Genomic DNA, 12,825 nt, shown 5'->3' on the forward strand with positions numbered 1-12,825 from the left:
GAAACCGCAGGTTCCGATGCGGCGGGGCGTTCGCGCGCTGCGGCAAAGCGGCTCAAACTTGCATCCGCGCCCCGCCCCGCCGATGTAACATCCGACATGCGCGTTCCAGACAATGCCCGCATTACGGCGGTGCTCGGCCCAACCAACACCGGCAAGACCCATCTCGCCGTGGAGCGGATGGCGGCGCATTCCAGCGGCATGATCGGCTTCCCGCTGCGGTTGCTGGCACGCGAGGTCTATGACCGCGTGGTGGCGCTGAAGGGGGCGGAGCGGGTCGCGCTCATCACCGGCGAGGAACGCATCGTGCCGAAGGATGCCCGCTGGTTCCTGTGCACCGCCGAAAGCATGCCATCCGAGCGGGATACCGCCTTCGTCGCGCTGGACGAGGCGCAACTCGGAGCGGACCCGGAACGCGGGCATGTCTTCACCGAGCGGCTGCTTCATGCGCGCGGACGCGAGGAGACGATGATCCTCGGCTCGGCGTCGCTGCGCCCGGTGATCCGCCACCTCGTGCCAGAGGCGGAGATCGTCGAGCGGCCGCGCTTCTCGACGCTCAGCTATGCTGGCGCAAGGAAGATCAGCCGCCTGCCGCGCCGCTCCGCGATCGTCGCCTTCTCGGCGGAGGAGGTCTATGCCGTCGCCGAGATGCTGCGCCGACTGCGCGGCGGGGCGGCGGTGGTGATGGGCTCGCTCTCGCCGCGCACACGCAACGCGCAGGTGGCGATGTTTCAGGCGGGCGAGGTCGATTATCTCGTCGCCACCGACGCGATCGGCATGGGCCTCAACATGGATGTGGCGCATGTCGCCTTCGCGGGGCTGCACAAGTTCGACGGGCGCCGCCGCCGCCGGCTGACGATCGCCGAAATGGCACAGATCGCCGGCCGCGCCGGGCGGCATCAGCGCGACGGCACGTTCGGCGCGCTGGTGGAGGACGGCGCGGAAGCATTTCTGCCCGAAGAGGTGCTGGCGATCGAGGCGCACCGCTTTCCGCCGCTCGACGCACTGTACTGGCGCGAGGGGCGGCCCGATCTGTCCAGCCTCGATTCGCTCATCGCCTCGCTTTCGGCCCGGCCCGGCGATCCGATGCTGCGCGCCGCACCGGAAGCGATCGACCTTGCGGTGCTGCGCCGGCTGGCGGAGGATCCCGCGATCCGCGCCCGCGCGAAAGGGCAGGTGGCGCGGCTTTGGGCGGCGTGCGGCATTCCCGATTTCCAAAAGCTCGGCGCCGACAATCACGCCCGCTTCGTCTCGCGCATCTTCACCTATCTCGCGGATGGCCATATCCCGCATCAATGGTTCGCCGACGAGGTCGCGCGGCTTGATCGCGCCGATGGCGATGTGGAGACGCTGGCCGGGCGGCTCGCGGCGATCCGCACCTGGGCCTATATCGCGCAGCGCGGCGATTGGCTCGCCGATCCGGCGCATTGGGCGGCGCGCACGCTGGCGGTGGAGGAGCGTTTGTCCGACGCGCTCCATACCAGCCTGACCCAGCGCTTCGTCGACAAGCGCACCAGCGCGCTGATCCGCCAGATCGGCGGCGGCGCGGGCGCGCTGCCGGTGACGATCGAGGACAATGGCGATGTCTCGATCGACGTGCACCCGATCGGCCGGCTCGACGGCTTTCGCTTCATCGTCGCGCCGGAGGCGCGCGCGGCAGACAAGCGCCTCCTGCTCGCGACGGCCGAGAAGCGCCTCACGGTGGAGCGCGCGCGCCGCGCCCGCGCGGTGGTGGACGCGCCGGACGACGAACTCTCGATGCACGCGGGCGAGATACGCTGGCAGGGGCACGTGCTGGCCCGGATCGAGGCGGGCCGCTCGCTCGCTCGGCCGGGCGCGGTCCTCGACCCCGCGCTCGATTGCCTCGATGCCGGGTTGCGCCGCGAGGTGGGCGCACGGGTGCGTGGTTGGATCGCGGAGGCGATTCGCGATGCCCTTCCGTCGCTCGCGCGGCTGGCCGACCTGTCGCGCGACGAACAGGCGACCGCCGCGCTCCGCAGCATCGCCGGTGCGCTCGAGGCGGGCGCCGGGTTCGCCGAGCGCTTGCCGCTGCGCGCCGCGATCGACGCGCTTGCCGCCGCCGATCGCCACCGGCTCCGCAAAGCGGGGGTTACGATCGGCGCGCTCGATCTGTTCGACCCGCGCCTGCTCAAGCCGCGCGCCCAGCCGTGGCGGATCGCGCTGCTCGCCGCGCAGGGCACCGCGGGTGCGACGCCCCCCACCGGCGCCACCGCCGTGCCGCGCGATACGCCCGGCGCCTCCCTGGCGATGGGCTTCCGCCCGCTGGCGACGCAGGCGGTGCGCATCGATCTGGTCGAGCGGATCGCGCAGGCCGCGCACGAAGCCCGGAACGGACGCCAGCCCTTCGCCCCCGATCCCGCGCTCGCCACGTCGATGGGGCTGCATCCCGCGACGATCGCGCGGCTGATGACGGAGCTTGGCTTCCGCCCGGTGCAGGATGTGGAGGGCGCGACCGGCTGGCGCTGGCACGGCCGCCCGCAGCCCCGCCGTGCCGAACCCTTGCCGCCGCAGCCAGGCAATGCCTTCGCCGCCCTTGCCACACTGCGCCGTGGCTGACGTGACCGAGGCGATGCGGCTCGATCGCTTCCTGTGGTTTGCGCGGATCGTGAAGACGCGCAGCGCCGCGCAAGCGATGGCGAGTGACGGGCACCTGCGACTGAACGGTCGCGCCGTCGATCGCGCCGCCGCGCCGGTCCGCATCGGCTGCATCCTCACCTTCGCGCAGCACGGCCGCGTCCGCGTGCTGCGCGTCGAGGCGCTGCCGGCGCGGCGCGGCCCACCGGCGGAAGCGCGGGCCTGCTATCAGGAACTTCTCACTGATAACCATTCGCATCAAACGCCGGCAATTGACGACGCCGGTCGCGCAGCATAGCAGCGGGATAATTTCGTCCCAGGGGAGTTTTCCGGCAATGACCTACGTCGTCACCGACGCCTGCATCCGCTGCAAGTACATGGATTGCGTCGAGGTATGTCCGGTCGACTGTTTCTATGAGGGCGAGAACATGCTCGTCATCAATCCGAGCGAGTGCATCGATTGCGGCGTGTGCGAGCCGGAATGCCCCGCCGAGGCGATCCTTCCCGATACGGAGAGCGGGCTGGAAAAGTGGCTGGAGCTGAACAATACCTTCTCCGCGCAATGGCCCAACGTCACCCGCAAGGGCGATCAGACCCCGGAAGACGCCGACGAGCACAAGGGTGAAACCGGCAAGTTCGACAAATATTTCTCGGCGGAGCCCGGCGCGGGGGACTGAGACAGCCGGCGCGCGGGCGCCGAGACCATTGAGATCACGTGCAATGCATCCGCGCGTGAACCCCAGATGAGACAGGCCAGCATCACTGCCATGGTGATGCTGGCAATTTTATTACAGGCATGCTATATGCATCCACGGCGGTCGGAATCGAACCCGACGGCTACCGGAGATGTCCAATCCTTATCCTCTCGCAAAATCCTCGACGTGGCTTTCACCGCGCCGCGGGTGGCGGGATCATATCCTGACGAAAGGCCCCTAAATGGCTGCCAAGGCTCTGCATTTCGATGTCGGTGATTATGTCGTGTATCCCAAGCATGGGGTTGGCAGGGTCATCGAACTGCAGAAACAGGAAATCGCCGGCATGCAGCTCGAACTGTATGTTCTGCGCTTCGAAAAGGAGAAGATGACGCTCCGGGTTCCGACCAACAAGGCGGAATCGGTGGGCATGCGCAAGCTTTCGTCCGACAAGACGATGCGCGAGGCGATGGAAACGCTGAAGGGCAAGCCCAAGGTGAAGCGCACCATGTGGTCGCGCCGCGCGCAGGAATATGAAGCGAAGATCAACTCGGGCGACCTGGTGTCGATCGCCGAGGTGGTGCGCGACCTGTTCCGCGCTGACGACCAGCCGGAGCAGAGTTATTCCGAGCGCCAGATCTTCGAAGGAGCGACGAGCCGTCTCGCCCGCGAGCTCGCCGCGATGGAGCAGATCGACGAGCCGGCCGCACAGGAGAAGATCCTCGAGATACTTCGCGCCGCCGCGGCAATTTACAACAAGGACAAGACGCCCGCCTGATCGCCGGCGCCGTTGCGCAAAATCGAAAGGGGCGGCCGCCGGTCGCCCCTTTTTCGTTTACGGGCGTAATCGTTTGGTGTATTGAAAGCGCAATACACCAGGAGAATTCCCGATGCGCTTTCTGTCGCTTGCCCTGCTTCCACTTGCCGCGATCGCGATTGCCGCCCCCGCCGCTCCTTGGAGCAACGATCGCGGCCCCGGCATCGCTCCCCGGGAGGATGGCGGCGCCCTTTCCTACCCGGCAGACGGTTTCACTGCGATCGGCCTGGCGTTGCCGTCGCAGGTGAAGGTGCGGGTCGGCCCGGGTTTCTCGGTACGCGCGACCGGCCCGGCGCGGGCATTCGCCGATGTGCGGGTATTCCGCGACGGCACCACGCTGCAGATCGAGCCGCGCTATCGCAACCACCCTCGTGACGATCGCGCGCTGCGGGCGGTGCAGTTCGTGGTGACCATGCCGCGCATCGAGAGTGCGAGCATCGGCGGCAGCGGTTCGATCGCCGTCGATCGCGTGTCGGGCCCCCGCTTCGATGCGGCGGTCGGCGGCTCGGGGTCGCTCACCCTGGGCAATGTCGCGGTGGAGCGGCTGACCGGCTCGATCGGCGGGTCTGGCTCGATCGCGGCGGCAGGCAATGCTGGCGAAATCAAGGTGAACATCGGTGGATCCGGGCGGTTCGCCGGGGATCGTCTGCGCGCGCGCGCAGCCAGCGTATCGATCGCCGGATCGGGCGGGGTTCGGGCGCAGGTGGAGGGAGACGCCCGCGTGTCGATCGCCGGCAGCGGAGACGCCGATCTCGGCCCGCGTGCGCGCTGCACCGTCAGTCGCTCCGGCAGCGGCAAGGCGCGCTGCGGCGCATGATCCGATTGCTTGTCCCCCCTACGTGTGTTATTTCGATAATACACAGGAGGTCTCACATGCGCTATTTCACCCTCTTATTGCTCATGCCGCTCGCTGCCTGCGGCACCCTTCACGATGAGGATGCGACGGCGTCGATCCCGCCAAGCGGATCGGGATCGACCCGCGCCTATGCCGCGAGCGATTTCGCCGCGGTGCAGTTGCGCGGGCCGGATGACGTGGATGTGCGCGTCGGCTCGTCCTTCTCGGTCCGCGCCGAGGGCGATCCCAAGGTTCTCGATCACCTGCGCATCGTTCGCGATGGCGATGCGCTGCGCGTCGGCCGCAAGCAAAGCTGGCTCTCGTGGGGATCGGACACCAGGGCGAAGGTGTACATCACCATGCCGCGGATCGCGCGGGCGGGCCTGTCGGGTTCGGGCAACATGACGGTCGATCGCGTCGAGGGCGCGGCGTTCGATGGCAAGCTGTCCGGTTCGGGTGACATCACCATCGGCGCGGTAGCGGTGGACAATGCCAGCTTCTCGATCGCCGGATCGGGCGATATCGCCGCCACGCAAGGCACCGCGCGGCAGATCAAGGTCTCGATCGCCGGATCGGGCAATTTCGAGGGGAAGAATCTTTCCGCCAGTGCCGCGACGGTGGATGTCGCGGGATCGGGCAACGTCAGCGCGGCGGTCGATGGCGCGGCGAAGGTCTCCATCGCGGGCTCTGGCGATGTCGATCTCGGGCCGAAGGCGAAATGCAGTTCGCGCACGGCCGGCTCCGGCTCGGTGCGTTGCGGCGGGTAACGCCCGGGCTTGCGCGCGGACCGGGTTCGCGCAACGGTCTCGCGCATGAGATATACCGCAGCGCTGGCGCTCGTCGCATGCATGGCCACTCCGGCGCTCGCCGCCGAACGCACTTACAGCGTCGGCAGTTACGATCGCCTGCGCGTTGATGGCCCGTTCGAGGTGCATATCACCGCCGGCGGCTCCCCGCGCGCCAGCGCGACCGGCAGCCCGGCGATCCTCGATCGCCTCGATCTGAAAGTGGAAGGGACGACGCTGGCCGTCCGGCTCGGCCCGGGCGGCTGGGGCGAATTGCCGCGGGCAGCATCCAGCCAGACGCCGGTGGTGGTCACGCTCTCCACTCCGCAGCTTCGCACGATCCTGCTCACGGCGGGCGCGCGGGTCACGGCGCGCAAGGTTTCCGCGCAGCGCCTTGATCTCAACGTCAACGGATCGGGCATGCTGGCGATGGAGGGCGTGGAGGCCGATCAGCTCACCGCGCTGGTCATGGGCACCGGATCGATCCGCCTCGCCGGCCGCGCCAATCGCGTTCGGCTGTCGAGCAGCGGCGCCGCCACGATCGACGCCGCCGCGCTCTCCGCCGCCGATCTGACGGTACGCGTCGACGGCACCGGCGAAACCCGCGCCAGCGCGCGCTATACCGCTCAGGTGACGACGACGGGTCTGGGCAAGGTAACCGTGCTCGGCACTCCGAAATGCACGGTCAAGACGGCTGCCGACGGCCCCGTCGTCTGCGGCACGGGCAAGTAGCGGCGGCGCTCAGGCCGCCGCATCCTCCGCATCCAGGCCATAAGCGGTGTGCAGCACCCGCACCGCCAGCTCCGTCTCGTCCTCATGGATCAGCACGGATACCTTGATCTCGCTGGTGGTGATGGCCTGGATGTTGATCCCTCGCGCGCCCAGCGTGGTGAACATCGTCGAGGCGACGCCCGCGTGGCTGCGCATTCCGACGCCGACCACAGAAACCTTGGCGACGCGCGTGTCGTGCACCAGCTCGGCGAAGCCGATCCGCTCGCGCCCCTGATTGAGCGTCTCGATCGAGCGGGCGAGGTCCGCCGCCGGTACGGTGAACGTCACGTCGGTGGAGCCGGAGCCGTGCGCGATATTCTGGATAATCATGTCGACGTTGATGTTCGCGTCGGCCAGCGGCTCGAAGATGGCCGCCACGGCGCCGGGCTTGTCAGGCACGCTGGTCAGCGTGATCTTCGCCTCGTTCTTGTCATGCGCGATGCCGGTGATGAGCTGGCGTTCCACGTCGTCGATCTCCTCTTCGCCCACGATCATCGTGCCGGGCAATGTGTCCGCCATCGGCGCGTCCTCGCCGGTGAAGGACGACAATACCTGAACGCGGACCTTTTCCTTCATCGCCAGGCCCACCGAGCGCGTCTGGAGCACCTTGGCCCCGACGCTGGCGAGTTCCAGCATTTCCTCATAGGTCACCTTGGCGAGCTTGCGCGCACGCGGGACGATGCGGGGATCGGTGGTATAGACGCCGTCCACATCGGTGTAGATGTCGCAGCGGTCGGCCTTCATGGCCGCCGCCACCGCCACCGCCGACGTATCCGATCCGCCCCGCCCCAGCGTCGTCACGCGTCCCTCATGCACGCCCTGGAAACCGGGGATCACCGCCACCTCGCCGCCCGCAAGGCTGGCGTCGAGCGCCTCGGTATCGATCGTGCCGATACGAGCCTTGGCGAACGCGTCCGACGTGCGAATCGGCAATTGCCAGCCCAGCCACGAGCGCGCCTTCACGCCGTATGCCTGCAGGGCGATCGCGAGCAGCCCGCTCGTCACCTGCTCGCCCGCCGAGACCACCACGTCATATTCGCGCGGATCGTAAAGCGGCGACGCCTCGCGGCAGAAGCCGACCAGCCGGTCAGTCTCGCCCGCCATTGCCGAAACGACCACCGCGACCTGGTTGCCGGCATCGACCTCACGCTTCACGCGCGCGGCGACGCTCCTGATGCGCTCGATTCCGGCCATCGAGGTGCCGCCGAACTTCATCACGATGCGCGCCATTGTCGCTGTCGTCCAACCTCGCTCTTGGGGGAAAACGGCGGCACTGATAGGAAGGGCGCATGGCCGACGCAACCGTAACAAAAGTGACCAGCCCGCAAACCTCACCTTCATCGGTCGATCCGCGCGAAGCCGCGCACTTCGGCGCGATGGCGGCCGACTGGTGGAACCCGCGCGGCTCATCGGCGATGCTCCACCGGCTTAACCCGCCGCGCCTCGCCTATATCCGCCAGCGGATCGACGCGCATTGGGGGGCGGACGAGGCGAGCTTCACCCCGCTCGCCGGCAGGCGCGTGCTGGATGTCGGCTGCGGCGCGGGGCTGCTCGCGGAGCCGCTCGCCCGGCTGGGCGCCGCCGTCACCGCGATCGATGCCGCGCCGGAAAATATCGCCGCCGCGCGCGATCACGCGGGGCCGCTCGCCATCGACTATCGCGTCGGAGGAATCGAGGCGGTGGCGGGTGAGACATTCGATCTCGTCACCTGCATGGAGGTGATCGAGCACGTCACCGATCCGCAGCCGTTCGTCGCCGGGCTGGCGGGCGCGGTGGCGCCCGGCGGCCTGCTGATCCTGTCCACGCCGAATCGCACGCCGCTGTCGCGCCTGGCGCTCATCACCGTGGCGGAGGGCACCGGGCGCATCCCGCGCGGGACGCATGACTGGCACCGCTTTCTGAAGCCCGACGAGCTTTCAGCGATGCTGGAAGAAGCGAACATGCGCGTCAGCGATGTGCACGGTCTAACATTTTCGCCCGGCACCGGCTTCGCGCTGGGATCGTCCACCGCGCTCGATTATTTCATGACGGCGCTCTCGGCCTGACGATCAGCCGCGTGGGCGGCGCGCATTCTGCTGCGCCATCTGCAACCCGTTCGACCGGCATGACGCGCTGATCTCGGGAAACGACAGATCGGTGTTGCGCGCCAGTGCGGCCGGTGCCGCGGCCTGGCATTGCTGGATCGTGGCGTAACGCACTGGTTCGACACGCGCTTCGGTGCACATCGCCTGCCCGTCGCCGCACCCCATGATGGCCATCACGTAGAACACCGGACCCATGACCCTGCCTCCACTTGTTACAAAGCCAACGGTCCGCCCCGCCATACAGTTCCGTGACAGGGATTGACGTAGCGCGCCCGGCTCCTGACATGCGAGGCGGACATGCCCCCCATCGATCCCACCACGGCCCTCACTGCCGACCGCCCGCTATGGCCGACGCTCCGGCGTTTCCTGCCCTATCTCTGGCCGGCGGACGCGCCCGGAGTCCGCGCGCGCGTCACCGGCGCGCTGCTGCTGGTGGTGTGCTCGAAGCTGGTGCAGGTCTATGGCGCGCCGTTCGCGTTGCAGGGCGTGGTGGACGGGATGGCGCCGGGATCGCGCAGCCCGGTCACGCTGATCGTGCTGCTCGCGGCCGGCTATGCCGTCGCGCGCTTCGGCACCACGCTGTTCGACAATCTGCGCAACGCGGTGTTCGAAAGCGTCGGGCAGGAAGCGACGCGGACGCTGGCGGTGCGGGTGTTCGGCCATCTCCACCAGCTGTCGCTGCGCTTTCACCTCGAACGCCGCACCGGCGCCGTCACCAAGGTGGTGGAGCGCGGCACCAAAAGCATCGATACGATGCTCTATTTCATGCTGTTCAACATCGCGCCGACGGTGCTGGAGCTTGGGCTGGTCATCGGCATCTTCTGGACGAAATTCGGCTGGCAGCTCGTCGTGGCGACACTGGCGATGGTCGCCCTCTATATCTGGTTCACCCGCTGGGTGACCGATTGGCGCGCGGCCCTGCGCCAGCGCATGAACGATCTGGATACCGGCGCGGTGGCGCATGCGGTCGATTCGCTGCTCAATTTCGAGACGGTGAAATATTTCGGGGCGGAGGCGCGCGAGGGCCGGCGCTATGAAGCGGCGATGACCGCTTATGCCAACGCGGCGGTGAAATCCGAAAACAGCCTGGCGTGGCTGAATATCGGTCAGGCCCTCATCACCAATATGATGCTCGCGGGCGGCATGGCGTGGGTGGTGATCGGCTGGGGACAGGGCAAGTTCACCGCCGGCAATGTCGTGCTGGTCTCGACCTTGCTGTCACAGCTCTTCCGGCCGCTCGATCTGCTGGGCATGGTCTATCGCACGATCCGGCAGGGCGTCATCGATATGGGCGCGATGTTCGATCTGGTCGATACGCCAGCCGAGGTGGTGGACGCGCCGGGCGCCCTGCCGCTTCGCGTGACGAACGGGCATTTGCGGTTTCAGAACGTCCGCTTCGGCTACGATGCCGGGCGCGACATCTTAAAAGGCATCGATCTCGACGTGCCGGCCGGCTCCACCGTCGCGGTGGTCGGCCCGTCCGGCGCGGGCAAATCCACGCTCGCGCGGCTGCTCTACCGCTTCTACGATCTGACCGGCGGCACGCTGACGATCGACGGTCAGGATATCGCCAACGTAACGCAGGCGTCGTTGCGTGCGGCGATCGGCATCGTCCCGCAGGATACGGTGCTGTTCAACGACACGATCGGCTATAACATCGCCTATGGCCGCGAAGGCGCGACGGATGCGGAAATTGCGGCGGCGGCACGCGGCGCGGCGATCGCCGGCTTCATCGAGCGCCAGCCGGAAGGCTATGCCACGCGGGTCGGCGAGCGCGGATTGAAGCTGTCCGGTGGCGAGAAGCAGCGCGTCGCTATCGCCCGCACGCTGTTGAAGGATCCGCCGATCCTGATCCTCGACGAGGCGACCAGCGCGCTCGACAGCCGTACCGAAGCGGAGATCATGGCGACGCTGGAATCGATCGAGCGCGGCCGCACCACGATCGTCATCGCGCATCGCCTGTCCACCGTGGTCCATGCCGATCGCATCGTCGTGCTGGAGGCGGGGCGGATCGTGGAGCAGGGCACCCACGCGCAGCTCCTCGCCCGCGACGGGCTGTATGCGGAGATGTGGCAGCGGCAGGCGAAGGAACGCGAGGAAGCGCTCGCCGCGGAATGACCGGCCGCGATCAGGCCAGCAGGTCGCGATATTCGTCGTGCCGCTGGATATAGGCGCGCACGAACGAGCATTGCGGCACCACCTTCAGCCGCTGGTCGCGCGCGCTGTCCAGCGCCGCACGGATAAGCTTCGATCCCACGCCGCGTCCCTCCAGCGCCTTGGGCACCAGCGTGTGGGTGAAGACGATCCGGTTGCCCTCCATCTGATAGGCGGCGATCGCGCGCTGACCGTCCACGTCCAGCTCGAATTCCTGCTCCGCCCGGTTGTCGCGCACGATATCCATCGAATGTCCTTTCTGGCCGTTGGTCGGCGCGGGCTGGCGCCGCGCCCCTTTCGCCCCCTATAGCGCCCCGGTCATGCTTGCCGATCCCGTTTCCACGCTCCAGCGCGTCTTCGGCTTTCCCGATTTTCGCGGCGTCCAGCGCGATGTGGTGCGTCGTGTGCTGGCTGCGGAGAACACGCTGGCGGTGATGCCGACGGGCGCCGGCAAGTCGCTGTGCTATCAGCTTCCGGCGGTGATGCTTGAGGGGACGTGCGTGGTCGTCTCCCCGTTGATCGCGCTGATGCACGATCAGCTTCGCGCGGCCGAGGCGGTCGGCATCCGCGCCGCCACGCTTACGAGCGTGGACGAGAACCGCGCCGAAACGCGCGGGCGCTTCCTCGATGGCGATCTGGATCTGCTCTATATCGCGCCCGAACGCGCATCGACGCAGGATTTCCGCGAGCTGCTTCGGCGTGGCCGTGTCGCGCTGTTCGCGATCGACGAGGCGCATTGCGTCAGCGAGTGGGGGCATGATTTCCGCCCTGATTACCGGCTGCTGCGCCCGCTGCTCGATTGCTTCCCGGACGTGCCACGGCTGGCGCTGACCGCAACGGCCGACGCGCACACCCGCGCCGACATTCTCGAGCAGCTCGGCATCCCGGCGGCGGGGATGATCGTCGCCGGGTTCGACCGGCCCAACATCCGCTATTCGATCACCCCGCGCGACGGCACGACGCGGCAGATCGTCGATCTCGTCCGCGCCACGCCGGGCCCCGGCATCGTCTATGCGCAGACGCGCGCCGGCACGGAGCGGATGGCGGAGGCGCTGGCCGTCACCGGCCGGCCGGTGCGCGCCTATCATGCCGGGCTCGATCCGGCGGTGCGCGCCGCCAATCAGGCTGCGTTCGTCGCATCGGAGGAGATGGTGATCTGCGCCACGGTCGCGTTCGGCATGGGGATCGACAAGCCCGACGTGCGCTTCGTGGCCCATGCCGGGCTGCCGAAATCGATCGAGGCCTATTATCAGGAAACCGGTCGCGCCGGGCGCGATGGCGATCCGGCAGTGGCGCATCTGTTCTGGGGGGCGGAGGATTTCGCGCGCGCACGCCAGCGCACCGCAGAGGTGGACGCGCATCGCCAGCCGGGCGAGCGCACCCGCCTCAACGCGCTTGGCGCGCTGGTGGAGACGGCGGGGTGCCGCCGGCGCATCCTCCTCCAGCATTTCGGCGAGGATCCGCCATCGTCATGCGGCAATTGCGACAATTGCCTCTCGCCCCCCGCCGCGGTCGACGTGACGGAGGCGGCGCGCAAATATCTCTCCGCCGTGTTCCGCACCGGCCAGATGTTCGGCTCGACCTATGTGGAGCAGGTGCTGACCGGAAAATCGAGCGAGCGCAGCCTGATGAGCGGCCACGAATCGCTTTCCGTGTGGGGGATCGTCGATGGTGAGGAGAGCGCGCTGCTCAAGCCGGTCGGCCGCGCGCTCCAGGTGCGTGACGCGTTGCGCGCCAATCCGCACGGCGGGCTGGAGTTCGGCCCCGCCGCGCGCGCGATCCTGAAGGGCGAGGAGCAGGTGGCGCTCGTCCTGCCGCCAAAGCGCGAACGCCGGCGCAAGGGCGGTGAAGGCGCGGCCCCCAACCCCGTCGGCGATCCGCTGTTCGAGGCATTGCGAGAGAAGCGCCGCGATCTCGCGCGGGAGGCGCAGGTGCCGCCCTATGTGATCTTTCATGATTCGGTGTTGCGTGAGATGGCCGCCGCCCGCCCCGCCTCGCTGGATCGGATGGCGCGCATCGCGGGCGTGGGGCAGCGCAAGCTCGACGCATATGGCGCCGCGTTCCTCAAGGTTATCCACGAAAACTGATCGCTCAC

General features: G+C 68.1%; 13 protein-coding genes. 10 read left to right on the plus strand and 3 right to left on the minus strand.

Annotated elements, in window-relative coordinates; genetic code table 11:
• Positions 1-96 precede the first annotated feature (96 nt).
• The 7 genes from FFS35_RS01890 (at position 97) to FFS35_RS01920 (ending at position 6,453) form a co-directional block, all read left to right on the plus strand.
• Positions 97-2,574, plus strand: a complete 2,478-nt coding sequence (locus FFS35_RS01890) for a helicase-related protein (RefSeq protein ID WP_137785407.1) — start codon at positions 97-99, stop codon at positions 2,572-2,574.
• A gap of 13 nt (positions 2,575-2,587) precedes the next feature.
• Positions 2,588-2,890 (plus strand): RNA-binding S4 domain-containing protein, encoded by a 303-nt coding sequence (locus tag FFS35_RS01895; protein ID WP_137785565.1) that lies wholly within the window; start codon positions 2,588-2,590, stop codon positions 2,888-2,890.
• 37 nt (positions 2,891-2,927) lie between these two features.
• Positions 2,928-3,269, plus strand: a complete 342-nt coding sequence (gene fdxA / locus FFS35_RS01900) for a ferredoxin FdxA (protein ID WP_137785408.1) — start codon at positions 2,928-2,930, stop codon at positions 3,267-3,269.
• A gap of 259 nt (positions 3,270-3,528) precedes the next feature.
• Positions 3,529-4,062 carry a CarD family transcriptional regulator gene (locus FFS35_RS01905; RefSeq protein ID WP_137785409.1) on the plus strand — a complete coding sequence of 178 codons (534 nt, stop codon included), beginning with the start codon at positions 3,529-3,531 and terminating at the stop codon, positions 4,060-4,062.
• Between the two features lie 112 nt (positions 4,063-4,174).
• A complete protein-coding gene (locus tag FFS35_RS01910) occupies positions 4,175-4,918 on the plus strand; it encodes a DUF2807 domain-containing protein (RefSeq protein ID WP_137785410.1) in 744 nt (247 codons plus the stop codon).
• 56 nt (positions 4,919-4,974) lie between these two features.
• Positions 4,975-5,703, plus strand: a complete 729-nt coding sequence (locus tag FFS35_RS01915) for a head GIN domain-containing protein (RefSeq protein ID WP_137785411.1) — start codon at positions 4,975-4,977, stop codon at positions 5,701-5,703.
• A 45-nt stretch (positions 5,704-5,748) separates the two neighbouring features.
• Positions 5,749-6,453 (plus strand): DUF2807 domain-containing protein, encoded by a 705-nt coding sequence (locus FFS35_RS01920; protein WP_137785412.1) that lies wholly within the window; start codon positions 5,749-5,751, stop codon positions 6,451-6,453.
• Positions 6,454-6,462: 9 nt separating this feature from the next.
• Here the strand turns inward: FFS35_RS01920 and FFS35_RS01925 are convergent, their stop codons facing one another.
• Entirely contained in the window at positions 6,463-7,722 is a 1,260-nt protein-coding gene (locus FFS35_RS01925) for an aspartate kinase (protein ID WP_137785413.1), read from the minus strand.
• A 59-nt stretch (positions 7,723-7,781) separates the two neighbouring features.
• On the opposite strand from FFS35_RS01925, the gene ubiG reads away from it, so the two are divergent.
• The gene (ubiG, locus tag FFS35_RS01930; protein ID WP_137785414.1) at positions 7,782-8,537 is read left to right on the plus strand and encodes a bifunctional 2-polyprenyl-6-hydroxyphenol methylase/3-demethylubiquinol 3-O-methyltransferase UbiG; all 756 of its coding nucleotides are present in this window, start codon (positions 7,782-7,784) and stop codon (positions 8,535-8,537) included.
• Positions 8,538-8,540: 3 nt separating this feature from the next.
• On the opposite strand, the gene FFS35_RS01935 is transcribed toward ubiG, so the two are convergent.
• Positions 8,541-8,771, minus strand: coding sequence for a hypothetical protein (locus FFS35_RS01935; protein ID WP_137785415.1), 231 nt, complete (start codon positions 8,769-8,771; stop codon positions 8,541-8,543).
• A gap of 102 nt (positions 8,772-8,873) precedes the next feature.
• On the opposite strand from FFS35_RS01935, the gene FFS35_RS01940 reads away from it, so the two are divergent.
• A complete protein-coding gene (locus FFS35_RS01940) occupies positions 8,874-10,694 on the plus strand; it encodes an ABC transporter ATP-binding protein/permease (protein WP_137785416.1) in 1,821 nt (606 codons plus the stop codon).
• Between the two features lie 10 nt (positions 10,695-10,704).
• On the opposite strand, the gene FFS35_RS01945 is transcribed toward FFS35_RS01940, so the two are convergent.
• On the minus strand, positions 10,705-10,977 hold the full coding sequence (locus FFS35_RS01945; RefSeq protein WP_137785417.1) for a GNAT family N-acetyltransferase: 273 nt from the start codon (positions 10,975-10,977) through the stop codon (positions 10,705-10,707).
• A 73-nt stretch (positions 10,978-11,050) separates the two neighbouring features.
• Between FFS35_RS01945 and recQ the strand changes: the two genes are divergently transcribed.
• Positions 11,051-12,817, plus strand: coding sequence for a DNA helicase RecQ (gene recQ, locus FFS35_RS01950; RefSeq protein WP_137785418.1), 1,767 nt, complete (start codon positions 11,051-11,053; stop codon positions 12,815-12,817).
• The last annotated feature ends 8 nt before the right edge of the window (positions 12,818-12,825 follow it).

Origin of the sequence: Sphingomonas sp. 3P27F8, assembly GCF_005502745.1 — a bacterium.
Lineage (GTDB): Bacteria > Pseudomonadota > Alphaproteobacteria > Sphingomonadales > Sphingomonadaceae > Sphingomonas.

What these genes read in the sequence shown, in the direction of transcription:
- FFS35_RS01890 (WP_137785407.1), top strand. Translation starts at nt 97, where the DNA reads ATGCGCGTTCCAGACAATGCCCGCATTACGGCGGTGCTCGGCCCAACC.
- FFS35_RS01895 (WP_137785565.1), top strand. Translation starts at nt 2,588, where the DNA reads ATGCGGCTCGATCGCTTCCTGTGGTTTGCGCGGATCGTGAAGACGCGC.
- fdxA (WP_137785408.1), top strand. Translation starts at nt 2,928, where the DNA reads ATGACCTACGTCGTCACCGACGCCTGCATCCGCTGCAAGTACATGGAT.
- FFS35_RS01905 (WP_137785409.1), top strand. Translation starts at nt 3,529, where the DNA reads ATGGCTGCCAAGGCTCTGCATTTCGATGTCGGTGATTATGTCGTGTAT.
- FFS35_RS01910 (WP_137785410.1), top strand. Translation starts at nt 4,175, where the DNA reads ATGCGCTTTCTGTCGCTTGCCCTGCTTCCACTTGCCGCGATCGCGATT.
- FFS35_RS01915 (WP_137785411.1), top strand. Translation starts at nt 4,975, where the DNA reads ATGCGCTATTTCACCCTCTTATTGCTCATGCCGCTCGCTGCCTGCGGC.
- FFS35_RS01920 (WP_137785412.1), top strand. Translation starts at nt 5,749, where the DNA reads ATGAGATATACCGCAGCGCTGGCGCTCGTCGCATGCATGGCCACTCCG.
- FFS35_RS01925 (WP_137785413.1), bottom strand. Translation starts at nt 7,722, where the DNA reads ATGGCGCGCATCGTGATGAAGTTCGGCGGCACCTCGATGGCCGGAATC.
- ubiG (WP_137785414.1), top strand. Translation starts at nt 7,782, where the DNA reads ATGGCCGACGCAACCGTAACAAAAGTGACCAGCCCGCAAACCTCACCT.
- FFS35_RS01935 (WP_137785415.1), bottom strand. Translation starts at nt 8,771, where the DNA reads ATGGGTCCGGTGTTCTACGTGATGGCCATCATGGGGTGCGGCGACGGG.
- FFS35_RS01940 (WP_137785416.1), top strand. Translation starts at nt 8,874, where the DNA reads ATGCCCCCCATCGATCCCACCACGGCCCTCACTGCCGACCGCCCGCTA.
- FFS35_RS01945 (WP_137785417.1), bottom strand. Translation starts at nt 10,977, where the DNA reads ATGGATATCGTGCGCGACAACCGGGCGGAGCAGGAATTCGAGCTGGAC.
- recQ (WP_137785418.1), top strand. Translation starts at nt 11,051, where the DNA reads ATGCTTGCCGATCCCGTTTCCACGCTCCAGCGCGTCTTCGGCTTTCCC.